We start from the raw sequence: 26,584 nt of genomic DNA on the forward strand, positions 1-26,584 counted from the left end.
ACTCCTGGAATGATTGCGGGACGGAAGGTTTCAGCGTTCGGCCGGGCGGTAGGCGGTGACGACGACCGCCCCGCCGAGCCCGATGTTGTGCTGCAGCGCCACTTCGGCGCCGTCGACCTGACGCCGGTCGGCGGTGCCACGCAGCTGCCACGTGAGCTCGCTGCACTGCGCGAGCCCGGTGGCACCCAGCGGGTGCCCCTTCGAGATGAGGCCGCCGGACGGGTTGACCACCCAGCGACCGCCGTACGTGGTGTCGTCGGCGTCGACGAGCTTGCCGCCCTCACCCTCGGCGCACAGTCCGAGCGCCTCGTACGTGAGCAGCTCGTTGGTCGAGAAGCAGTCGTGGAGTTCGATGACGTCGATGTCGGCGGGGCCGATGCCGGCCTGTTCGTAGACGAATCGGGCCGCCGTGCGCGTCATGTCGGCACCGACCAGGCTGATCGCGCTGCGGTCCTCGAACGTGCTGGGCAGGTCGGTCACCATCGCCTGCCCCACGATCTCGACGGCCTGCCCGGCCAGCCCGTGACGGTCGACGAAGTCCTCACTCGCCACGATCACGGCCCCGGACCCGTCCGACGTCGGCGAGCACTGGAGCTTGGTGAGCGGACCGTAGATCGGCTTGGAGGCCAGCACGTCCTCGAGCGTGTACTCGTCCTGGAACTGCGCGTACGGATTGTTCGTCGAGTGCCGGTGGTTCTTGACGCCGATCCTCGCGAACTGCTCCGCGGTGGTGCCGTAGCGCTCCATGTGCTCCTTGCCGGCGGCACCGAACATGTACGGCGCGGGCGGCATCGCGAACTCCTGCAGTTCGGCGAGCGCGAGGAGGTGCCGCATCATCGGCTGTTCCCGGTCGTCGTACGTCGTGCCGAGCGAACCCGTCTGCATCTTCTCGAAGCCGAGCGCGAGTGCGCAGTCGACCTGACCGCTGCGGACCGCCTGGGTCGCGAGGTAGAGCGCGGTGGATCCGGTGGAGCAGTTGTTGTTGACGTTGACGATCGGGATCCCGGTCAGTCCCAGCTCATAGATCGCACGCTGCCCGGACGTCGACTCGCCGTACACGTATCCGACGTACGCGTGCTGTACCTCGCGGTAGTCGATACCGGCGTCCTCGAGCGCCTTCGTCCCGGCCTCCCGGGCCATGTCGGGGTAGTCCCACTCGCGCGCCCCCGGCTTCTCGAACTTCGTCATCCCCACCCCGACGACGAACACCCTCTTGCTCATGCCGACTCCCGATCCGGATCAAGTTGTGTGTGACACGCTGTCCGACCAAAGTAAGTGAGACACCCTGTCCAGTCAATGCCCTGCCGAGTACTGTTCGCCGAATGACGGACGGGCGCGCGACGAGGTGGGACGACCACAAGATGCAGCGGCGCGAACGAATCCTCGAGGCCGCGCTCGAGGCCGTCGAGGGCGGCGGTACGGACATCGGTGTCCAGCAGATCGCCGAACGCGCGCAGGTTCCGCGGTCGGTCGTCTACCGGATCTTCGCGGACCGCGGTGACCTCGACGAACAGATCCGTCTGCGGATCATCGAGGTGATGATGACCGAGCTGGGGCCGGTGCTGACGCCACACGGAACAGTGCGGGAAGCGATCGAACTCGCGGTCGAGACGTACCTGCGGTGGATCATCGCGCACCCGCGCCTGCACGCCTTTCTCGGCAAGGGCGCGCCGAGCCGCAAGACCGTGGGCTCACGGGCCGTCACCGGAACCAAGACGGCGATCGGCGTGCAGTTGGGCGCACTCCTCGCCGGCATCCTCGACCGCCGTGGGGTCACGTCGACGCTCGCGGAACCGATGGCGTTCGCCCTCGTCGGGCTGGTGGACGCCACGGTCAACCGGTGGCTGAGCCAGCCGGAGAATCCCGTGCCGAGCGCAGACCTCGCGCGCTTCCTCGAGACGTCCATCTGGAGCGTGCTCGACGCCAATCTCCGCGCGCTGGGTGTCGAGCTCGAGCCGTCGACGACGATCGCCGAACTCTAGATCGCTACGGGCGGAGGCTCAGTCCCGCCGATCCAGGTATGCGGCCAGCGCCGGCCCGATCACCGCGAGCGACTCGCCCTCGACCATGTCGTTGTGCCCGCAGTCGACGGGGTGCTCGTCGATGTCGCCGGTGACCAGCGGGCGCCATTCCTGCGCAGATCGCCGGTCCCCGTCACCGTCGCCGAGGGCCGGGAACACCAGCAGATCGCCGTCGTACACCTGCGGCACGTAGCGGTGCACCAGCAGTCGCGAGTTCGCATAGCCGTCGTCGATCCGCTCGAGGTGCGCCCCGGTGATGCCGCCGGAGGTTCCGAAGTGCGCGTCGATCATTCGCGCGGCGTCGTCGTAGGTGAGATCCGACGCGGTGACTTCGAGTCCCAATCCGCGCAGCAGGTCGGCGAGGTCGAGACGCCCGAGCAGCGGAGCGGTTCCGTCGTCGGGGTAGCTGTCCATCACGGCCAGAGCACCGACGGGCCGCCCGCGCCGCTGCAGCTCGACGGCCATCGCGTGCGCCAGCACACCGCCCAACGACCAGCCGAGCAGATCGCACGCGGCGTCCGGCGCGATGGCCTCGATCTCGTCGACGTAGCTCGCGGCGAGTGCCTCCACGGACGCGTACTGCGGTCCCCCGGAGATGCCCGGGAGCTGCAGACCGAACACGGGCCGTTCCGGCGGCAGGAATCTCACGAGACCCGCATAGCCCCAGGACAATCCGATTCCCGGGTGCACGCAGAACAGCGGCCGGCCGTCCCCCTCCGCCCGGAGTGTGATCACCGGTGCGAGGGCGGCTCCGACGTCGTCCGGCGCCGAGGTCTCGAGGCGGCGCGCCAGACCCGCGGGCGTCGGATTCAGGAACAGCGCCTGCAGCGACACTCGCGTGCCCATCCGCGCACTCAGATCCGCGACGAGTCCGGTCGCGAGCAACGAGGTTCCGCCGAGGTCGAAGAAGCTGTCGTCCATGCCGATTCGCTCGACTCCGAGGACGTCTGCGAACGCGTCGACCACAGCCGTCTCGACCGGGCCCTGCGGCTCCCGGTACACCGCGGGCGCCGCCAGGAAGGCCGGGGGCGGCAGGGCATCGCGATCGAGTTTGCCGGTCGGCGTGAGCGGAACGCGATCGAGAACCGTGACGGCCGACGGCACCATGTGCGCCGGCAGGTGACGGGCGACGGCGCGGCGCATCTCGTCCGGGTCCACGTGCGCGTCGACGGTGGGACACACGTACGAGCACAGCAGCATGTTGCCGGCCGGCCCCCGCCGGGCAAGCGTGACCGCGAATCCCACGCCCGGCTGCGCCGCCAGAACGGTGTCGATCTCCCCCGGCTCGATCCGGAAGCCGCGCACCTTCACCTGGAAGTCGCTGCGGCCCACGTACTCGAGTGTGTCGTCGGTCCGCCAGCGCACCAGGTCACCGGTCCGGTAGAGCCGGTCTCCGGCAGCGCCGAACGGGTCCGCGACGAAGCGGGCGGCCGTGGTTCCCGGACGGCGATGGTAGCCGCGCGCGAGCGCCGATCCGGCGACGTAGAGTTCCCCGACCACCCCGCGGGGCACCGGGTGCAGGCGGGAGTCGAGCACGACCTCGCGGACACCCCGGATCGGGCCGCCCAGCGTCACCGGCCGGTGCGGGCTCATCGGCGCGCTGATGTTCGCCATGATCGTCGTCTCCGTCGGGCCGTACGCGTTGAGCATGGTGCGCCCCGGCGCCCAGCGCCGCACCAACTCCGGCGGACACGGCTCCCCCGCCACCACGAGCGTCCGCAGGCTCTCGAGGCCCATCGGATCCAGTGAGGCCAACGTGGTCGGCGTGACGAACCCGTGCGTCACCCCGCCGGTGGCGAGGATCTCGGCGAACTCGGTGCCGCCGTAGATGTCCGGGGGCACGACGACCATCGTCGCTCCCGCACTGAGTGCCATCACCGTCTCGAACACCGACGCGTCGAAGCTCGGCGAAGCGAAGTGCAGTGTCCGCGCCGTCGGCGTCACCAGGAGCCGATCCCGCTCCTCGGCAGCCAGGTCGGCCAGACCCCGATGGGTCAGCACGACACCCTTCGGCGTACCGGTCGAACCGGACGTGTAGATCAGGTAGGCGGGGTGGTCGGCACGCAGGGGACGCCTCCGGTCGGCGTCCGAGATCGGGGTGGCCGGCTCGGCCGCGACGGCCTCCGCGACGTCCGGGTCGTCCAGCACCACCCAGTCGAACGAGCCGGGGACTCGCTCCCGGCACGATCGCACCGTGACACCCACTGTGGCACCGCAGTCGGCGAGCATCCGCGCTATGCGCTCCGCGGGATAGTTCGGGTCCACCGGCACGAAGGCCGCGCCCGTCCTGGCCACCGCCCACACCGCGAGCACCGACGACACCGATCGAGACAGGCCCAGCGCGACGTACCCTTCCGGCCCGGCTCCCATCGCGATCAGGTGGCGAGCCAACCGATTCGCCCCCTCGTCGAGCTGCCGGTACGTCAGCTCGCGGCCGTCGCACACCACTGCGAGGGCATCGGGATTGCGCGCGGCCGAGGCGAGCAGATCGGGCAGGAGCAGGGGCGGCGCGTCCGGGGCGCCGCGCGCGGGCGCCAACCCGGCCAGTTCGTACGGGTGCAGGATCCCGATATCACCGACGGGCCGTTCCGGATCGGACGAGGCGGCCTCGACGATTCGCACGAAACGATCGGCGAAGCCCTGCACGGTCTCCCGATCGAACAGGTCGGTCGCGAACGCCACGACACCGGAGATCCCTGCGGGTTCTCCGACACCGTCGAACCGCTCACCGAGCACGAATTCGAGGTCCTCCTTGACCATTCCGGCGCCGATCGACACGCCCTCGAGCCGCAACCCGGACAGCTCGACGCCAGCGCTCTCGTCGTTCTGGAACTCCAGGGCGACCTGGAACAGCGGCGAATACGCAGTCGAACGGGCGGGGTCGAGTTCCTCCACGACACGCTCGAACGGCACGTCGGCGTGCGCGAAGGCACCGAGATCGACGTTGCGCACCGACTCGAGAAGCTCCGAGAACGATCGCCGCGCATCGACTCTCGTGCGGAGTGCGAGGGTCCCGACGAACATTCCGACGAGATCGTCGAGGTCCCGCTCGCCGCGGCCCGCGACGGGGGTGCCGACCACGATGTCGTCGGTGTCCCCCAACCGGGCGAGCAGCACCGCCAGGGCCGCGTGAATCGTCATGAACAGGCTCGAGCCGTGATCGCGTGCGAACGTCAGGAGCCGGCGGTGCAACCCGGGATCGAGCGCGAACTCGACCCGGTCGCCGCGGAAGGACTGCTGGATCGGCCGAGGACGATCGCTCGGCAACCCCAACAGGTCCGGCGCGCCCGACAGCGTCTCGGTCCAGTAGGCGAGCTGGCGCGACCGGAGGGAGCCCGGATCGTTCTCGTCGCCCAGGAGCGCCCGCTGCCACAGTGTGTAGTCGGCGTACTGGACGGGCAGCGGATCCCAGTCCGGAGGCCGACCGGCGGTCCGTGCGACGTACGCCTGCATCAGATCGCGCGACAGCGGCCCCAGCGACAGCCCGTCGATCACGATGTGGTGCGCGACGAGGACCAGGACATGCAGGTCCGGAGCCAACTCGAACAGTCCGCCGTCGACCGGAACTCGCTCCGTCACGTCGAATCCCGTCGCGATGATCGCGCGCGTGCGGACCGTCAGCTCGTCGTCGCCCGAGACCGCCACCGGCTCGAGGTCGATCGTGACCTCGGCGGCCGGGCGGACGTCCTGGATCGGGCCGGCGGCGCCGACCGGAAAGCGCGTGCGCAACGCCTCGTGCCGGGTGAGGACGTCGCCGACGGCCGCACGCAACGCCGACGAGTCGAGAGCCCCGGTCAGGCGCACCGCCATCGGCACGTTGTACGCGGGAGAGGACGGGTCGAACTGGTTGATGAACCACATCCGCTGCTGCGCCGCCGACAACGGGATCTCCGCGGGGCGCGGCATCACCTCGAGCACGGGACGGCCCGACGGCCCGGTGTCGGCGTGCTCGATCCGCTCGGCAAGCGCGGCCGCGGTGGGGGCCTCGAACAGCGCCCGCACGCCGAGGTCGACGCCCAGTGACGCGTCGAGTCGTGCCACCGCGCGGGTCGCGGACAGCGAGTTGCCGCCGAGGTCGAAGAAGTTGTCGCCCGTTCCCACGCGACCCAATCCGAGAACCTCCGCGAAGGCCCCCGTGATCGCTTCCTCCACGGGATCGGTCGGGGCCTGGAAGGTCGTTGCGGCGAGACCGAACTCCGGGTCGGGCAGCGCCCGCCGATCGAGCTTGCCGACCGGGGTGAGGGGGATGTCGTCGAGCACGACTGTCGCGGTCGGGACCATGTACTCCGGCACCCGCTCGGCGAGGTGTCGCCTCAGCTCGTCGACGTGTACGTGATGACCGTCGCGCGCGACGACGTAGCTCACCAGCATGGTGTCGCCCGCCGGCCCGCGGCGCCCGAGGGTGGCGGCGAACCGCACATCGGGATGCCCGGTGAGGACGGCGTCGATCTCCCCCAGTTCGATCCGGAAGCCACGGACCTTCACCTGGAAGTCGCTGCGCCCGCGATACTCCAGCTTTCCGTCGGGCCGCCACGCACCGACGTCTCCGGTCCGGTACATGCGGTCGCCCGGAGCGCCGTACGGGTCGGCGACGAACCGGGCCGCGGTCAGTCCGGGCCGTCGGTGGTAGCCACGGGCCAGTCCGGGCCCCGCGATGTAGACGTCGCCGGCGATCCCCGCAGGCACCGGACGCAGGCAGGAGTCGAGCACGGTCTCGGTGACTCCGGGGATGGGCGGGCCGAGGGAATGCTCGGCCGGCCGATCCGCGGCGGACTCCTCGAGGTTGACGACCATGGTGGTCTCGGTGGGGCCGTACGCATTCAGGATCCGGCACTGCGGCAGCCAGTCCTCCACCAGTTCCGGCGACCAGGACTCGCCGCCGACCAGGACGCACTCGAGGTCGTCGAGGCCGGAGGGATCCACCGACGCGAGCGCGGCCGGGGTGATGAACGCGTGCGTGACACGCCGTTTGCGCAGAACCGCCGTCAGTTCGCTTCCCCCGTACACGGTTCGGGGGACGATCACCATCGTCGCGCCCACCGCGAAGCACAGCAGGTACTCGACCACCGACACATCGAAACTCGGTGACGAGAAGTGCAGGGTCCGCGCGTCCGGGGACAGCCCGCAGCGATCACGTTGCACGTCGGCGTAGTTGCCGAGACCCCGGTGCGTGACCGAGACGGCTTTCGGGCGTCCCGTCGAGCCGGACGTGTAGATCAGGTAGGCGACGTTGTCGAGTAGCAGGGGTGCGGTGCGATCGGCGTCGCTGACGGCGTCGGCCGGCCACGTCTCGTACGCGCGCTCGAAACCCGGATCGTCGAGCACCAGCCACTGCAACGTGTCCGGCAACCGGGACCGGTGTTCCCGGGTCGTGACACCGACCGTCGCGCCGGAATCGGCAAGCATGGTCGCCACCCGTTCCGGCGGATAGTCGGGGTCGATCGGCACGAAGGCGGCCCCCGACCGCGCCACCGCCCACACCGCGAGTACCGACTCGAACGATCGTGCAATCCCCAGCACCACCATCGATTCCGGGCCGATCCCGAGATGGGACAGGTGGCGGGCCAGCCGGTTGGAGCGCCGGTCGAGGTCCCCGTACGTCACCTCCCGGCCGTCGCCGACGAGCGCGAGCGCCTCGCCGTCGCGGGCTGCGGCGGCGTCGAGTATCGCGGCGAGCGTGCGCGGCGCGGCGCCGGGTCCCGTACGCATCGGAACGAGAGCACGATGCTCGGCCTCCGAGAGGAAGTCGAGCGCGGCGACGCGGCGGTCCGGCTCGTCGGCGAGGAAACGCAGCACCCGCAGTAGGCGCTGGGCAATGGCAGCGACCTCCGACTCCGGGAGCACGTCGGGTCGGAACTTCATGGTCACGTTGAGTCCGTCGCGCACCGCCGCGACCACGCTCAGCGGATAGTGCGCCGAGTCGCGTGCGTCGATACCGACGACCCGTAGACCGGCGATCTCCGTGCCCGAACCGTCGGCGTCACGCAGGGGATACGACTCGAAGACCGTCAGCGTGTCGAAGACCGCGCCGGGACCGGCAGCCCGCTGCACGGCTTCGAGTCCGGCGTGGTGGTGATCGAGCATCGCCGTCTGCTCGGTCTGGATCCGCGCGAGGAGATCACCGAGACTCTCGTACGGGTCCAGCCGGATCCGGACCGGGACGGTGTTGATGAACAGGCCGACGGCCGTCTCGACGCCCGCGAGGTCCGGCGGCCGGCCGGAGACGGTCGCGCCGAAGACGACGTCGTCGCGACCGGTCAGGAGCCCCAGCACGATTCCCCACGCGGTCTGCACGACGGTGCTGAGGGTGATCCCCCGGTCCTGGGCGCGAACGCGCAGCCGAGCGGTCAGGTCGGCATCGAGCCGGAAGGGTAGATCGCGGGACTCGACGTACCGGTCGGTGGCCGCCGATCGGTCGGCGAGCAGCGTCGGTTCGGCGGCGCCGGCGATCGCGTCGGTCCACGCCCGCAACGTCACCGAATCGTCACGGGTGGTGAGCCAGTGCAGGTAGCGGCGGTACGAGGTCGGTGTGGAGAGCCCCGACGGGTCGCCGTCCGCCGCGTAGAGCGCGAACAGGTCCTCGAGCAGCAGCGGCGTCGACCAACCGTCGAACAGGATGTGGTGGTTGGTGATGACCAGGCGTTCGGCGTCGCCGGGCATGTGCACCAGCGTGATTCGCAGCAACGGTGCGTGCGAGAGGTCGAATGCCGTCGCGCGGTCCGTGCCGAGCAGCTCACGCATTCGCGCGGCGGCCTCCGGCTCGCTGTGTTCGCGGAGGTCGATCTCGCTCCACGGCACGTCCACCGCACCCTGCACCACCTCTACGGCGTCGCCACCCGGCGTGCGGACGAAGGCCGTCCGCAGGTTCGCGTGCCGCCCGAGCAGCGCGTGCGCGGCACGCTGCAGCCGCGGAACCTCCACGGCGCCGTCGAGTTCGAGGACCAACTGCACCAGGTAGGCGTCGGCGGCGTCGGCCGAGAGTTCCGAGTGGAACATCATGCCGCGCTGCATCGGGGACAGCGGCCACACATCGGACAGTTCCGGGTAGCGGTCCTCGAGGACCTCGATCGCCCCCTGATCCAACGCGACCAGGTCCAGGTCGGTGGGGGTGAATCCACCGGCGCCCGGTGTGCCCGCGCGCCGCGCGATCGCCTCGGCCGCGCGTTCCCACCACTGCGCCAGCCGCTCCACCTCACCGCGGTTGAGGAGCCCGCGCGGAAAGTCCCACGTCGCGGTGATCCGGGGGCCGTCCGGTCCCGACACCGCGGCAGCGTTGACGTCGACCACCGCGGGCGCCGACAGCTCGGGTGTGGCCACTCCCCGCAGCTCGGCGTCCTCGACCGGTAGCCACACACCGCCCGCACCGGTGTCGAATCTGCCGAGGTAGTTGAAGCTGATCTCCGGTACCGGGCGGGCGGACAACACCGGCCGGGTCTCGTCGTTCAGGTACCGGAGCAGACCGAAACCGATGCCGTGGTCGGGAATCGAGCGCATCGTTTCCTTCACGGCCTTGACGACGGTGTCGGACGCCGGGCCACCCGTCGTCGCCGCATCGAGGTCGGTGTCCGACAGGTCGAATCGCACCGGATGGAGCGTGGTGAACCAGCCGACCGTGCGGGAGAGGTCGGCGCCGGGTACCACGTGATCCTCGCGGCCGTGTCCCTCGAGGGTGACGGCCACGGCATCGACGTCGACGCCACGTTCCCGCCGCCACTGCGCCACCGCGAGCGCCAACGCGCTGACCAGGCCGTCGTCGACGGAGCCGTGGAACACGCGCGGCACGGTTGTCGTGAGTGCACGGGTGACCTCGGCCGACAGTGCGATCTCGACCCGATCGGTCGTGGCACCGACGTCGACGTTCGGATCCAGTTGCCGGGCCGCGAGACTCGGCCCCACCGGTTCGGTCATCGACCGCCACAGCTCGAGCTCGTCGACGCGGTCCTGCGCGGCCGTCACGAGCCCGTCCGCCCACGTCCGCATCGACGTGCCGACCGGCGCGAGGTCAGGGTCCCGGCCCGCGACAGCCCCGGTGTACGCGGCCACCAGATCCGGGATCAGAATCCGCCACGACACTCCGTCGACCGCGAGATGATGCACGACGACGAGGAGCCGAGCGCCGTCGGGCGCGGTGAGGAGCACGATCTGGATGATGCTCCCGGAGAGCGGGTCCAGCCGATCGGCGGCCTCCTCCAGCGCCACCCGCGCCGCCTCGGTGAACGCGGAGCCATGCACCGTCGGGACGGCCACCGTGCGCATCACCGAGCGTCCGTCGACCGCTCCCGGATGACGCACCGTCAGGCGCCTACCCGTGCGCGAGCGGTCGTCGTGCCGCAACTGCGCACGCAACATGTCGTGCCGGTCGAGCACCGCGTCCACGGCGGTGGCCAGCGCGTCCGGATCGAGGTCGACCGGCACGTCGAGCACCAATGACTGTGCGTACCGGTGGAAGTCACCGGAGCGCTCTGCCAGCCAGTGCACGACGGGTGTGGTGGCGACGTCGCCGACACCGCCGCCGGGTAGTTCGGGTAGTAGTTCGACGCGGGGCCGGTCGAGCTGCGCGGCGACGTCCGCGAGACGGGCGACGGTGCGGTACTCGAACACGTCGCGCGGGGTGATCGTCACGCCGGCGGCCTTGGCGCGAGACACCAACTGGATGGACATGATCGAGTCGCCGCCGAGCCCGAAGAAGGAGTCGTCGACACCCACCGACTCGGCGCCCAGGACATCCGCGAACAGATCGGTCAGGATCCGCTCGACGTCGGTGGCGGGCGGGCGGCCCTCGCCGCCCACCGGCCGCGGGTCCGGAAGCGCCGCGCGGTCGATCTTGCCGTTCGAGGTGAGCGGGAACTCGCCGAGCACCGTCACCGTGGACGGCACCATGTACGACGGCAACCGCTGCCCCACTGCGTCGGTCACCGTCTCGGCAGTCACGGTCTGCCCCGGTTCCGGGACGACGTACCCGAGCAGACGATCGGCGCCCGCGGACTCGGCGCGGGCCAGGACCACCGCCGCCGCGACACCGGGCACCGCGGTCAGTGCGGCCTCCACCTCGCCCGGCTCCACCCGGAATCCCCGCACCTGCACCTGGAAGTCCGCGCGCCCTATGTACTCGAGATCGCCCGACCGGGTCCACCGCACCCGGTCACCCGAGCGGTACATCCGCCGCGACGGCGCGCACGGATCCGGGACGAACCGCGAGGCCGTGAGGTCCGGGCGGTGCAGGTAGCCCCGCGCCACCTGAGGGCCCGCCACGTACAGCTCGCCCACCACACCGACCGGTACCGGGTGCAGCCGGTCGTCGAGGACACGCACGCCGATTCCCGGTAGTCCGACGCCGATCACCGATCCGACGGTCCGGGAGGAATCGACCTCGGCGGCATCGACAGGGTGCCACGTGACGTGCACGCACGTCTCGGTGATCCCGTACATGTTGATCAGCGCGGGGCGGTCGGCACCGCGGCGCGCCACCCAGTCCGCGAGTCGTTTGGCGTCGAGTGCCTCGCCACCGAACACCACCCGGCGGAGGGCGAGGGGACGATCCGAATCGGCTTCTGCGCGCGCGAGTTGACCGAAGGCCGAGGGCGTCTGGCTGAGCAGTGTCACCGATTCCGCCGCCAGCAACGCGAGGAAGTCGTCGGGTGCTCGCGCGGTGTGCCGGTCCACGACGACGACCCGGCCACCGAACCCGAGGGCACCCCACAGTTCCCACACCGCGAAGTCGAAGGCATAGGAGTGGAACAACGTCCACACGTCGGACGCGTCGAAACCGATGACGTCGCGCGCCCCGGACAGCAGCGTCACGACGTTTCGATGGGTGACGACGACGCCTTTGGGGCGTCCGGTCGAGCCGGACGTGTAGATGACGTAGGCGGGTGAGTCCGGTTGCAGCCGACGAACACGCTCGTGGTCGGCGATGGGCCCCGACGGCCGGCCGTCGATCCGCTGCCGGACGTCCTCGGCATCCAGACCGACGATCTCGGTGTGCTCGGGAAGCGTGACGTCCGAGAGCCCGGCCGCCGATCCGGCGTCGGTGAGCAGCGTCCGTGCTCCCGCGTCCCGGACCACGAATCCAATGCGCTCGGGCGGGTAGCCCGGGTCCACCGGAAGATACGCCGCCCCCGCCCGGACGATGCCCGCGAGCGCGGCGACGAGGTCCACCGTCCGTTCCATCGCCACCGCTACCACCGACTCGGGCCCGATGCCGCGTTCGATCAGCCAGCGGGCGAGCCGGTTCGAATGCGTATCGAGGTCGCGATAGGTGATCCGCTCGTCCCCGCACACGACGGCCACGGCGTCCGGGTCCGCGGCGGCGGCCGCGCCGAACAGATCCGCCAGGGTGCCCTCCGCCGTCACGGGTACGGCGACCGGTGCGGGTGCGTCGATCAGTCCGACGTCACCGACCGCGATGCCCGGGTCCCCCGCGACCGCCGTGAGCAACCGGGACAGCATGCCGGCCAGGCCGGCCGCCGTGGACTCGTCGAAAATGTCGGTCGCGTAGACGATCTCGCCGCGCAGGCCGGCCGGCGCGCCACGCTCGTCGTGTTGCTCGCCGATCCCGAACTGCAGGTCGAACTTCGCTTCCCGCGCCTCGATGCCGACGGCCTCCACCGTCAGCCCCGGCAACTCGAGGCGGGGCGCCTCGACGTTCCGGAACTCGAGCAGCACCTGGAACAGCGGCGCGTACGACGTGGTCCGTTCCGCACCGGACCGCACGACGAGCCGCTCGAACGGCAGGTCCGCATGGGCGAAGGCCTCGATGTCGACATCGCGCACCAGGGCGAGGACGGCCCCGAACACCGCCGCCGGGTCGATCTCGGTGCGCAACGCCAGCGTGTTGACGAACATGCCGACGACGTCGTCCAGTTCGGCCTCGCCACGTCCGGCCACGGGCGTGCCGATCACCACGTCGCGGTCCTGGCCGATCCGCGCGAGCAGCACCGCCAACGCGGTGTGCACCACCATGAACATCGTCGAATCGTGTTGTTCCGCAATGCCGGACAGCGCGCGGTGCACGTCCGGCCCCACCGAGAGCTCGACACGTCCGCCGCGCGTCGATCGGCGGGCGCCCCGCGGGCGATCCAACGGCAGCGTCGTCACCGGCGGTGCGCCCGCGAGCCGGTCGAGCCAGTACGCCTCCTCGCGCGCGAGCATCGACGACGGGTCGTCGGGATCGCCGAGGACGCGGCGCTGCCACAGCGCGAAGTCCGCGTACTGCACGGTCAACGGCTCCCAGCCGGGTGGTCGGCCGGCGACCCGCGCCGCATAGGCCACCGCGACATCTCGGGCCAGAGGCGCGATCGAGAAGCCGTCCGCGACGATGTGGTGCAGCACGAGGACCAGAACGTGCACCTCCGGGTCGAGGCGGAGAATGCGGGCCCGGACCGGAACCTCTCGCGCCACATCGAATCCCGCCCGCAGCAGGTCCCCGATGCGGGCGTCGAGATCCTGGTGCCGCACCGGCTCGGCTTCGAGATCTCCGACGACGTCCGTGGCCGCGACGGTCACCTGCGAAGGCCCCGACGGGCCCGACGGGAAGACCGTGCGCAACGACTCCTGTCGTTCCACGACATCGGTCAGTGCGGCGCGCAGGGCCCGGGTGTCGAGCGTGCCCGTGAGCCGCAACACCATCGGCACGTTGTAGGCGGCCGACGTGGGATCGAACTGATCGACGAACCACATCCGCTCCTGCGCCCACGACAGCGGCGGACGCTCCGGGCGTACCCCGCCGCGCAGTCCGGCGGGCGACTCGGCACGCGCGCGCTCCGACGCGCGCTCCGCGAGCCGTCCCGCGGTGCCGCACTCGAAGAGGTCGCGTACATCGAGACCGGAGCCGAGAGCCCGGTTGATCCGGGCCACCACGCGCGTCGCGCCGAGCGAATTGCCACCGAGCCCGAAGAAGTTGTCGTCCAGGCCCACCCGGTCGGCACCGGTGATCTCGGCGAAGACCGCCACCACCTGCTCCTCCGCGGGAGTGCGCGGCGCCCGGTAGGGCGCGGTCGGGCGGCCGAAGCCGGGTTCGGGCAGCGCGTCGCGGTCGAGCTTGCCGACCGGGGTGACGGGCAGCTCGCCGAGAACCACGATCGCGTTCGGCAGCATGTGCCGCGGCAGTCGCCGCGCCGCGAACTCCGTCAGTTCCGTCACGTCGATTCCGTCGTCGGTCGCCGGCACGACGTACGACGCGAGAAGCGAATCGCCGGCGCCGCGGCGGCGCGCCACCGTCACCGAATGGGCCACCGCCGGGTGGGCCACCAGCACCGCCTCTATCTCGCCGAGTTCGATCCTGAGTCCGCGCACCTTCACCTGGAAGTCGCTGCGCCCCAGATAGTCGAGGGCGCCGTCGGGGCGGCGACGCACGATGTCACCCGTGCGGTACATGCGTGTTCCGGCCGCCCCGCGGGGGCAGGCCACGAATCGGGCGGCGGTCAATCCCGGTCGCCGGTGATAGCCGCGGGCGAGACCGACACCGACGACGTACAGTTCGCCGGGCACCCCGGGCGGGACGGGCCGCAGGTACTCGTCGAGCACCAGCACACCGGTCCCGAGGACGGGCGTCCCGATCGGCACGTCGGCGCCGGGAACCAGCGGTGCACTGAACGTCGTGACGATGGTCGACTCCGCCGGTCCGTAGCCGTCGATCATCGTGCGCCCCGTCGCCCAGCCGGCGACGAGTTCCGTTCCGACGGCGTCGCCGCCGACCACGAGGACGGCCAGATCGTCGAATCGGCCGGGCTCGACCGTCGCGAGCGCCGCCGGCGTGATGCAGACGTGGGTGATCCGCTGCGCGACGAGGAGGTCGGCGAGCGCGGCGCCGCCGTACACGTCGGGCGGCGCGACCACGAGTGCGGCGCCCGCCGCACCCGCCTGCAGCAGCTCCAGCACCGCGAAGTCGAAGCTCGGTGAACAGACGTGCAGGCACCGCGCGGCCGGCGAGATCGGGTAGCGCGAGTGCATTTCGTCGACCAGACTCGTCAGGCCGCGGTGAGTGACCGCAACCCCCTTGGGCCGCCCGGTCGATCCCGACGTGTAGATCAGGTAGGCGACGTCGTCGACGTGGATCGGGGCGGCCCGGTCCCGATCGGTGACGGCGTCCGTCGACTCGCCTCCCCCGACGGTCGCCGGGTCGTCGAGCAGTATCCAGCGCACGGTGTCCGGGAGGTGGCGCCGATCCGCCGCCGACGTCACTCCGACGCCCACGTCGGCATCCGCGAGCATGTTCTCGATACGTTCGCGCGGATACGCGGGGTCGACCGGGAGGAAGGCGGCTCCCGACTTGGCGACGGCCCACATCGCCTGCACCGACACGGCCGAGCGCGGCAGGGCGCACGCCACGGCCGCGCCGGGACCCGCACCCGCGCGGACCAGCGACCGCGCGAGACGGTTCGAGCGCTCGTCGAGCTCCCGGTACGTGAGGGATCCGTCGGCGGCGGTGACCGCGAGCCCGTCCGGGTTCGCGACGGCCCCGGATGCGAGGATCTGCGGGAGCAGCGCGGGCGCGGCCGCCGGGCCGCCGCTCGGCAGCCATTCCTTCCGCTCGGCCGGTGTCGACAGATCGACACGGGCGATCGTCCGGTCGTGGTGGTGGGTCACCACGTCGAGCGCCGCCTGCACGCGAGCGCGCAGGAGTTCGGCGTCCGCCCGGTCGACCGCGCCGGACCGGTACTTCACCGTCAGGTGCAACCGGTCGGTGAGCGCGGCTCGCAACGTCACGGGGTAGTGAGTGGCGTCGATCCCGCGCACCGCCGTGACGCTCAGGCCGGCGATGTCGGCGCCGCGCTCCAGCCCGGACCGGTCGATCGGATACGACTCGAACACCGTGAGGGTGTCGAACACGGCGCCCGGTCCTGCCGCCTGCTGCACGTCCGCGAGTGCGACGTCGTGGTGTTCCATCAGCGCCGCCTGCTCGCGTTGCACACGACGAAGCAACTCCCCCACTGTTTCACGTGGATCCGTGCGCACCCGAACCGGAACTGTGTTGACGAGCAGACCGATCATCGACTCGATCCCGGGAACGTTCGCATGCCTACCGGAGACCGTCGCCCCGAAGACGACGTCCGTTCGCCCGATGAGGACTCCGAGCACGAGCGCCCACGCGACCTGGACGACGGTGTTGACGGTGACGCCGTGATCGCGGGCCACGCGGGTCAGTGCGGCGGTGTCGGCATCGCTCAGAACCAGGTCGAGATCGTGTGACGCACCGGCGGTCTCCGGCGCGTCCGGCGCGGCGAGCAGCGTCGGGTCCGCGACGCCGTCGAGTGCTCGGCACCAGGCCGCGACCGACGCATCGCGGTCACGCGTCGCGAGCCACGCGAGATAGTCGCGGTAATCGCCGGCCGGGAACGGCGCGGTCACGTCGGGTTCCGCCGCGTACTGCATCAGCAACCGTTGCAGCAGAAGCGGTGTCGACCAACCGTCGAGGAGGATGTGGTGATGTGTCAGCAGCAACCGGTACGACCCGTGCCCGACGCGCACCAGTGTGAAGCGCAGCAGCGGCGGACGGTCCATCGCGAACGGTGTGGCGCGGTCCTCGGCCGCCAGTGCCTGCCAACGAGACTCGACGTCCGCGGGCGTCTCACCCGACAGGTCGACTTCGCGCCACGGCACCGTGACGTCGGATTCGATCACCTGGATCGTCTCGCCGCCGGCGTCGTCGACGAAACCGGCGCGCAGGTTGGGGTAGCGGTCGAGCAGGCTGCGCGCCGCATCCCGGAGTCGCTCACGCGCCGGCTCGCCCCGCAGCTCGATCACCAGTTGGATCAGGTACGCGTCCGTGTCGGGCGCGTCCTCCGCCAGGTGTGCGTGGAACAACAGCCCCGCCTGCAGCGGCGTCACCGGCCACACGTCGGCCAGCCGGGGCCGTGTCGCCTCCAACGCGTCGATCCCACTCTGATCGAGCTCGACGAGATCCAGATCCGACGGCGTCAGTCCCCCGGCGCCGGGGGTGCGGGCGTACCCGGCGAGCGCGTGCAACGCCTCCAGCCACAGCTCGGCGAGCTGCTGGACGTCTGCCCGGTCGAGCACTCCCGTCGGATACGTCCACGACGCCTGCAGCGCGCCGCCGTCGGGTCGTGCGCGCACCCCGGCGGAGATGTCGAGGGCCGCGGACACCGGCATGTCGGGGTCCTGGGTGAGGCCGAGACCCCCGGCCTGCACCGGCATCCACGGACCCGGTCCGGAGGCGGGGCCGTCCGCGACGGTGAGCCGGCCCAGATAGTTCAGCATGATCTGCGGCGACGACCGCAGGCGACGACCCGCGTCGCCGTCGAGTTCGGTGAGCATCCCGTAACCGATGCCGTGGTGGGGAGCGGACCGTAGGTGTTCCTTGACGAGTTTGACGGCCGCCCCCGCGGCAGGCCCACCGGCCCACGCGTCGTCGAGATCGATCCCCGAAAGATCCGGCCGCACCGGGTGAATGGTGGTGAACCAGCCCACCGTCCGGCTCAGGTCGGCGCCGGGTACCGCGTCCTCCTCGCGACCGTGCCCCTCGACGCCGAGCAGCACGGCGTCGTCGCCCGGACCGCGCAGCGTCGTCCACCGTGCGACGGCCAGTGCGAGCGCGGCGAGCAGCACGTCCTGGGCGGAGCCGTGAATCGCGGTGGGCAGACTCGTCAGCAGTAGCGCGGTGTCGGAGACCGGGGCGTCGACGAGCACCGTGTCCGTCGTCGCGTGTACGTCCCGATCCGGGTCCGGGTGGCGCCGGCCGATCGGTGGATCGGCACCGCCGACGACGTCCTCCCACAGGGACAGTTCGTTCATCCGGTCGGAGACGGTGTCGCGAAGGGCGTACGCCCACCTGCGCATCGACGTGCCGACCGGGTCCAGTTCGGGTCGGCGCCCGTCGACCGACTGGGCCCACGCCGCGGCGAGATCGGGCACGATCACCCGCCACGACACCCCGTCGACCACGGTGTGGTGAACGACGACGAGCAGGCGACCGCTTCCGTCCGGTCCGTCGAACCAGACGAGCCGGATCATGCTGCCCGCCGCGGGATCCAGTCGATCGGCGGACGCCTGCAGTTCCGCCTCCGCGAGACGTGCGAACCCGTCCTCGAAGTCCCGTACCGGGTATCGGGAGACGACGTCCCGGGCATCGACGGCCCCGATCGGGAGAACCTCGGTCCGCCAACCGGACTCGTCGTGGTCGAGGCGGGCGCGAAGCATGTCGTGGCGGTCCAGGACCGCCTGCGCGGCCGCGAGCAGGTCCGACTCCCGCACCCCGTCCGGGAGGTTCAGCAGCACCGATTGCGCGAAGCGGCCTATCCGGCGACCGGCGCGCCGCACCAGCCACGCCAGGATCGGAGTGAGCGGTACATCTCCGACGCCGCCCCCGTCGAGCTCGGCAAGGGACTCGCCCCCTGCGTCGTCGGACATCGCGACCGCCGCGAGGGCCGCGACGGTTCGGCGATCGAACACGTCCCGCGGTGTCACGGACAGCCCGGCCGCCTTCGCCCGTGCCACGAGCTGGATCGACATGATGCTGTCGCCACCGAGATCGAAGAACGAGTCCTCGACCCCGACCGTCTCCAAGCCCAGCACGTCCGCGAAGACACGCACGAGGGCCGTCTCGGCGGGGGTCGCGGGCGGACGGGTCGCCGACACCTCGGCGCCGACCGCCGGCTCCGGCAACGCCGCGCGGTCGAGCTTGCCGTGCACGGTCATCGGGATCCGTGCCAGCACCGTGATGTGGCGCGGCACCATGTACGACGGCAATCGGGCGGCAACGATGTCGTGCAACCGTGCGGTGTCGACGTCGGCGCCCGCCGCCGGGACCACGTACGCCACCAACCGGTCCCCGAGACGACCCACGCCACGGACGTCGGCGGCGGCGTGTGCCACGGCCGGATGCTGTGTCAGCACCGCCTCGATCTCGCCGAGTTCGATCCGGTGACCGTGCAGCTTGATCTGTCGGTCGCCGCGGCCGAAGTACTCCAGTGTGCCTACGTCGGTCCACCGCACCCGGTCCCCGGTGCGGTACATGCGCTCGCCGGGTTCTCCGCTCGGGTCGGCCACGAAGCGGGCCGACGTCAGCGCGGGCCGGCGATGGTAGCCGCGGGCCAGCCCGGGCCCGGCCAGGTACAGCTCGCCGGGTGTGCCGACCGGGACGGGCCTGAGCCGATCGTCGAGGACGAGGGCGTGGAAGCCTCGGATGGGTCCGCCGATCGTCACGGCATCGCCCGGTTCCAGCCCCGCGCTCGCCGTCCCGATCACGGTGGTCTCGGTGGGGCCGTAGGCGTCGATCATCGTGCGGCCGCGCGCCCAGCGGGCGACGACGTCGGGCGGCAGCGCTTCACCGGCCGCGAGCACACACGTCAGGCGGTCGAGCTCGGCCGCACCGTCGGAATCGGCACCCGTCGGTGTCATCGCCAGCGCGGTCGGTGTCATGATGCAGTGCGTCACCTGCTCGGACGCCAGCAGCCGACGCAGCTCCTCACCGCCGTAGACGGTGGGCGGGACGATCACCAGCGTGGCTCCGACGCCGACCGCGAGCAGCAGTTCGAGGACCGACACGTCGAAACTGGGTGAGGTGAGCTGCAGGATCCGCGAGTCGGGTGCGGTCCCACACCGCTCGTGGAGGTCGGCAGCGAAGTTCGCCAGTCCCCGGTGCGTGACGGCGACGCCCTTGGGGACGCCGGTGGACCCCGAGGTGTAGATCAGGTAGGCGACGTCGTCGACCCGCAGCGGCGCCGTCCGCTCGTCATCGCGTATCGGTCCGGTCGGATCGATTGCCGTGGAGAAATTCTCGTCGACCGCTCGCCACGGGACGATGTCGACGAACGAGTCCCGCAGCTCCGCCGTGGTGAGTCCGAGCACCGCACCCGAGTCGCGCAGCATCAGCTCGATGCGGTCCGGGGGATGCGCCGGGTCGACCGGCAGGAAGGCTGCGCCGGACTTCGCGACCGCCCATACGCCGACGAGGTAGTCGAGGGACCGCGGCATGCCCAGCGCCACCACGGCGCCGGGACCGATCTCCTCGTCGATCAGTGTGCGGGCCAGTTCGTCGGATATCCGGTCGAGCTCGCCGTAGGTGACGTCGGCGCCCTCGAACCGGAGCGCGGGCCGCCTCGGATCCCTGTCGGCTGCGGCCGACAGCAGGTTCGGCAGGGTACGCGGCTCGATCGCCGGCAGGCCCCGGACCGGTGCCAGCACGGCATGTTCGGCGGGTTCGAGCAGTTCGATGTCCCCGACGGCGGTATCGGCGGACGCCGTCACCGCCTTCAGTATCCGCAGCAGCCGGTCGGCGAACCCGCGCACCGTCCGGGCGTCGAAGATGTCGGTCGCGAACACGATCCCGGCCGTCATGCCCGCGGCGGCGCCGTCGGCGTCGAACTCCTCCGCCACGCTCACCTGGAGGTCGAAATTGGCGATGTCGTAGTCGGATTCGACGGTGCGCACCCGAACACCGGGAAGTTGCACGTCCGGGCGCGCGATCGTGCGGAACTCGAGCAGCACCTGGAACAGCGGCGAATGCGTGGTGGACCGGGGCGGATCCACCGCGTCGACCACCCGCTCGAACGGCGCGTCGGCGTGCATGAACGCACCCAGGTCGGCCTCCCGGACCCGATGCAGCAGCTCCGCGAACGAACAGCTCCCGCCGACGGCGCACCGCAGGACGAGCGTGTTGACGAACATCCCCACCATGTCGTCGAGCGCGGCCGCGCCCCGGCCCGCGATCGGGGTGCCGACGGTGACGTCCTCGGTGCCGCCGAGACGGGCCAGCAGGACGGCGAGCGCGGCGTGCATCACCATGAATACGCTCGCGTCGTGTGCGCGCGCGAGATCGACGATGCGTGCGTGCAGCTGCGCGGGGAGTTCGAACTCGACGCGGCCGCCCTGCTGTGAGCGCACGTCGGGACGGGCGCGATCGCACGGCAGGTCCAGCACCGCGGGAAGGTCCGCCAGGGTCGTCGTCCAATAGTCCAGCTGGCGGGCGAGCAGCGAGGCCGGGTCGTCGGCGTCCCCCAGCCACTCCGACTGCCACAGTGCGTAATCCGCGTACTGCACGGGGCGCGGGGTCCGCGACGGTACGCCCGAAGCGGTCCGCGTCGCATAAGCCGTCACGAGGTCGCGCGCCAGCACGCCCAGCGAGAAGCCGTCGGCCAGGATGTGATGCAGGACCACGGTCAGCACGTGCTCGGTGTCGCCGAGTCGGAAGAGACCGGCGCGTAGCGGCACCTGCGCCGAGACGTCGAAGCCCCGCGACATCAGGGCCCGCATCCGCTGCTGCAGGTCGGCCTCGTCGTCGACGTCCGCGCGATCGATTCCGAGGCCGGTCCGATCGAGGGGCAGCACCTCCTGCCGGGGACCGGCGTCGTCGAGCGGGTAGACCGTGCGCAGCGACTCGTGCCGCGCCACCACGTCACCGATCGCCTCGTCGAGCGCGTCCCGATCGAGCGGTCCCGACAGTGTCAGGGAAAGTGAGATGTTGTACGCCGCCGAGTCCGTGTCGAACTGGTTGACGAACCAGATCCGTTGCTGCGCGGGCGAGAGCGGAATCCGTGGGGGGCGGGGTCGCGCGACGAGGGGCGGACGAGCTCGTGGGCCCGCGTCCGTCCCCGAGACCCGGCGTGCCAGCCCCGCGACGGTGGGTGCGTCGAACACGTCCCGGATCCCGACTTCGACACCCGTCGCGTCACCGACGCGCGACGCCAATTGTGCTGCCACCAAGGAGTTCCCGCCGAGCACGAAGAAATCGTCGTCGACACCGACCTGCTCGAGCCCGAGCAGACCGCGGACCGCCGCCGCCACGGATTCCTCGACGGGGTCACGGGGCGCCACAAGCACACGATCGGTGTCCTCGGGAGCGGGCAGCGCCGTGCGGTCGAGTTTGCCGTGCGCCGTGATCGGCAGATGTTCGAGGACCGTGACCACCGACGGCACCATGTAGCCCGGCAGCGTGCGCGCCGCGGCCTCGCGCACCGCGCCCGGATCCACCCGCACCCCGTCGGACGCCACCACGTAGCCGAGGATCCGGACGCCGGATGCCGCGTCGGAGGCGACCGCGACGGCCGAGCCCACCCCGGGCACCGCGGCGAGGACCGACTCCACCTCTCCGAGTTCCACACGGTAGCCACGGACCTGGACCTGCGCGTCGACGCGCCCCGCGAACCGCAGCGTCCCGTCGGCCCTCCACGCGCCCAGGTCCCCCGTCCGGTACATCCGGGTGCCGGCGCCGAACGGATCCGCCACGAACCGGCCCGCGGTCAGCCCGGGCCGGTCCAGGTAGCCGCGTGCCAGCTGGGCACCGGCGACGTACAGTTCACCCACCACGCCTGGCGGCGCGGGATGCAGCCGCTCGTCGAGTACGCGGACCGCCATGCCCGGCAGCGGGTTCCCGATCGCGCCCGCGATCGCGTGCGACGCGGACGCCGCGCTCACCGGGCAGTGGGTGACGTGCACACACGTCTCGGTGATCCCGTACATGTTCGTCAGCAGCGGGTGGGTGTCACCCCGACGCTCGAACCACCCCGACAGTTGCCCGGGATCCAGCACCTCACCACCGAATATCACGTGCCGCAGCCGCAGTCCGGGTTCGCCGGCGTCCCTCCTCGTCACCGCTTCGACCAGTTGCCCGAACGCGCCCGGGGTCTGACTCAGGACGGTCACGCCCTCGTCGCGCAACAGGGCGAGGAAATCGCGCGGCGATCGGGCCGTGTCGCGATCGACCACCACGACGGTCGCGCCGTGCAGCAGCGCGCCCCACATTTCCCACACCGCGAAATCGAATGCGTACGAATGGAACATCGTCCACACGTCCGACGCGTCGAACCGGAAGAGCGGCCCCGTGCGCTCGAACAGGGTGACCACGCTGCGGTGCGCCACCGCGACCCCCTTGGGTCGTCCCGTGGAGCCGGACGTGTAGATGACGTACGCGGCTGCGTCCGGTCGCAACCGCACCGTCCGGTCGTCGTCGGTGACCGGGTTCGAGGGCATCTCGGCGACCGCACCGCGAACAGCGTCGGCGCCGAGATCGACGAGCGGGACGGCGGTGGGGACCGACGACAACCGGTGCGCACCGGCGGCATCGACGAGGACGCACGCCGGTCGAGCATCGGAGAGCAGGAAGGCGACGCGCTCGTCCGGGTACTCGATGTCCACCGGCACGTAGGCGGCCCCCGCACCGACGACCGCCGCGAGGGCGACCGGCAGGTCCACCGACCTCGTCATCGCGACGGCCACCCGCGACTCCGGCCCGATTTCGCGCTCGATCAGCCAGCGGGACAGCCGGTTCGTTCGTTCGGCCAGCTCCCGATACGTCAGCCGGGACGCGCCTGCGACGACGGCGACCGCCGCCGGGTCCGCCGCGACCGCCCGGGCCAGCAGGTCGGGGAGAGTCGCCGGTGCGCCGAGTGTGTCCGGCGGCAGCGTCGACAGTGCACGTTCGGGCGCGTCGGTGATCTCGAGATCTCCGATCACGACGTCGCCGTCCGCGGCGACCGCGTCGAGAATGCGGTGCAGACGCCGGGCGGCGCCCGTGATGGTCGCGTGCTCGAACAGATCACGTGCGAAATGCAGTGCCAGCGAAAGACCCTGTGGATGCCCGTCCCGGTCGACCTGTTCCCGCACACTCAACTGCAGTTCGAACTTCGCGACGCCGGTGTCGATCTCGCACACGTCGGCGACCACGCCCGGCAACTCCACCGCGGTGGTCACGGCCGTCTGCAGTTCCAACAGCACCTGGACGAGCGGGGCGTGCGCCGGTGAGCGGTCGGTCGCCAGTTCCTCGACGAGGCGCTCGAACGGCAAGTCCGCGTTGGCGAGGGCCGCCAGGTCGATGTCGCGGACACCCGCCAGCAGTTCGACGAACGTGGACGCCGGGTCGACGTCGGTGCGCAGCACCAGAGTATTGACGAACATGCCCACCGACTCGTCGAGTTCCGGGACCGTCCGTCCCGCCACCGGGGTGCCGATCGCGACGTCCCGCCCCGCTCCGAGGCGCGCCAGCAGCGCCGCGAACGCGGCATGGAGCACCATGAACAGCGTGCAGTCGCACTCGCGCCCCAGGTCGAGCAGTCGCCGGTGCGTGTCCGCGCCGACGTCGAGCGTGACCGTTGCCCCGCGGGTCGTCATCGTCGCGGAGCGTGGGCGATCGTGCGGCAGCGCGATGGCAGGCGGAAGGTCCGCCAACCGGGCCGTCCAGTACTGCAGCTGGTGGGCCGCGACCGACCGGCCGTCGCGCTCGTCGCCGAGCATGTCGCGTTGCCACAGCGCGTAATCGGCGTACTGAACCGGCAGCGGGGTCCAACGGGGTGGACCGCCCGCCCGCCGCGCGGCGTACGCGACCATGACGTCGCGCGCCAGCGGCGACACGGACTGCCCGTCCGCCGCGATGTGGTGCACGACCACCGCCAGTACGTGTTCCTCCGGCCCGAGCCGGAACAGCTGCGCGCGCAGTGGAGGTTCTTCCCGAACATCGAATCCCACCACCGACACTCGGCGAATCTGCTCCCATGCCTCGTGCCGTTCCGCGGCCGCCGGTCTCACGTCCGGCACGGCCGACTCGGCGGGAACGATCACCTGTTGGGGGCCTTCGGCATCCACCGGGAACACCGTGCGCAGCGCCTCGTGACGCTCGACGACGTCACCGATCGCAGCGCGCAGTGCCGCGACATCGAGCTGTCCGGTCAAGGTCACCGCGAACGCGATGTTGTACACCGGCGAACCCGTGTCGAGCTGGTTGACGAACCACATCCGCTGCTGCGCCGGTGAGAGCGGCAGTCGCGCCGGTCGATCCGGGCGCGCGAGTGGCAGGAGCGGCACCGGTGCGTCCGTCGCTCCGTCCGTCTCCCTCGACGCGCCGACGTGCCCCGCGAGGCGGTGCGCGGTGGGTGCCTCGAACAGATCGCGCACCGTCAGCGTCACCCCGAGGGCCGCGTTCAACCGGGCCACGACCTTGGTGGCCACCAGCGAGTCGCCGCCGAGATCGAAGAAGCTGTCTTCCGGCCGAACCGGCCGGTTCGCGTGCAGAACCTCGGTGAAGACGTCCACGATCGCCTGTTCGGTGACGTCGTCCGCGTCCGGTTCACGCTGCTCGGACGGCGCGGGTTGCTCCGACCGGACGGAGAGTGGCGTCGGGGAGGCCGATGTGGGGGCCGGGGCGGCGCCCAGGTGCACCTCCGCGAGCGACCGCTGCGGATCCGCGGCGACGAATCGTTCCAGGAAGTCCAGGAAGCGCCGGTGGTGGGAGGCCTCGATCTCTGCCGTGTACCGATTCGGGTTGGCCCGGAAGTCGACGAACGTTCTTACCGGCGTGCCGGATTGGTAGACGTTGACCAGCACATCGTCCACCGGACCGGAGGTGATGATGTGGAACTCCGTCTCCAGCGAATCCATCACGATCTCGGGATGGAAGAACATCACGTTGACGATGGGCGCCGTGAGATCCGTTCCGAGATCGCGCTGGATGTCGGCGCGACTGCACCGTTGATGTCGCAGCGCTGCAACCAGTTCGACCTGCACCCGGCCGACGAGGGCGCCGACGGTGTCGTCGTCGCGCATCTCGACCCGGATAGGCACCAGGTTGACGGTCATCCCGCCCGACCGCCGCAGTACGGCCGTGGTGCGCGCCGAGACGGGGATGTCCACGACCACGTCGCGGCTTCCCGTCGTGCGACTCAGGAAACAGGCGAACGCGGCGATGATGCGCGCCGCGGCCGAGGCGTCCGGCCCCTGTCCGTCCTCGGACCGTTCGAGCCTACGCATCGCCCGGTTCGACAACGGCGATGTCACGAGCCGGCTTTCGGCCACCGCGGGCGCACCGGCACCCACGAGCGTCACGCCGCGGACGCCGTCCAGTCGGTGCGCCCAGTACGCCCGGTCCGTATCGTGTCTATCCGACGCCCGATAACGCTCGTCGATGTCGTGGAGGGATCTCAGATCGGTCGCGGCCGCCGGATCCGGTTCGCGTCCCTCCACCGCGGCGGTGTAGAGGTGGGCGATGCGGTAGAGCATGGTCGCCGCGCCGTAGCCGTCGAGTGCGATGTGGTGACTTCTGCTGTACCACAAGAAATGTCGATCGCCCACCTGGAGGATGACGGTCTGGACGAGACGGTCCACCGACAGGTCGACCGGAGTGGCGATCTCGCGCTGCATCCACACGTGCGCCGCTGCCACGGGGTCGACGTGGGCCCGGAGGTCCACCAGCTCGATCGACGTGTCCCGGGCGGGGTCGACGTACTGCATCGGATCACCGTCGACGGTCACGACCCGCAGGAACGGGGATTCGAACTCGTGGGCCGCACGCACGTTCGCCGCCCGTAGCCGGTCGATGTCGAGGGGGCCGTGGATGTCGACGTACTGCGCGATAAACAAGGGGACGTCGGGCGCGAGTTGCTGCGCGAACCACAGCGCGCGCTGCGCCTCCGACAGTGGGAACCGGCGCGGGGACGCCTCGACGCCGGTCATGTGAGGATCGGGAGGTTCGGGTGAATCCACGTATCGCCCCCAAGGAGGTTCGCTTCGCCACGGTGGCTCGCGCCACCGTCGTCTGACGAGAACTCCCTCGGGCGGAAGCCGTCCTACGACGAGCAGCGCCTTATGTGCAGTATCCGCCCGCCTCGCAGTGCGGT

General features: G+C 70.9%; 3 protein-coding genes. 1 reads left to right on the forward strand and 2 read right to left on the reverse strand.

Going from position 1 to position 26,584, the window contains the following annotated elements; all coding sequences use genetic code 11:
* Window positions 1-30: 30 nt before the first annotated feature.
* Window positions 31-1,221 (reverse strand): lipid-transfer protein, encoded by a 1,191-nt coding sequence (locus tag A6I89_RS22260; protein WP_005517314.1) that lies wholly within the window; start codon window positions 1,219-1,221, stop codon window positions 31-33.
* A gap of 101 nt (window positions 1,222-1,322) precedes the next feature.
* On the opposite strand from A6I89_RS22260, the gene A6I89_RS22265 reads away from it, so the two are divergent.
* Window positions 1,323-1,982, forward strand: a complete 660-nt coding sequence (locus A6I89_RS22265; RefSeq protein ID WP_013417351.1) for a TetR/AcrR family transcriptional regulator — start codon at window positions 1,323-1,325, stop codon at window positions 1,980-1,982.
* Between the two features lie 18 nt (window positions 1,983-2,000).
* Here A6I89_RS22265 and A6I89_RS22270 read toward each other — a convergent pair whose 3' ends face one another.
* Window positions 2,001-26,420, reverse strand: a complete 24,420-nt coding sequence (locus A6I89_RS22270) for a non-ribosomal peptide synthase/polyketide synthase (protein WP_022598176.1) — start codon at window positions 26,418-26,420, stop codon at window positions 2,001-2,003.
* Window positions 26,421-26,584: the final 164 nt, after the last annotated feature.

It is taken from the genome of Prescottella equi (genome assembly GCF_002094305.1).
Lineage (GTDB): Bacteria > Actinomycetota > Actinomycetes > Mycobacteriales > Mycobacteriaceae > Prescottella > Prescottella equi.

What these genes read in the sequence shown, in the direction of transcription:
- A6I89_RS22270 (WP_022598176.1), bottom strand. Translation starts at nt 26,420, where the DNA reads ATGACCGGCGTCGAGGCGTCCCCGCGCCGGTTCCCACTGTCGGAGGCG.
- A6I89_RS22260 (WP_005517314.1), bottom strand. Translation starts at nt 1,221, where the DNA reads ATGAGCAAGAGGGTGTTCGTCGTCGGGGTGGGGATGACGAAGTTCGAG.
- A6I89_RS22265 (WP_013417351.1), top strand. Translation starts at nt 1,323, where the DNA reads ATGACGGACGGGCGCGCGACGAGGTGGGACGACCACAAGATGCAGCGG.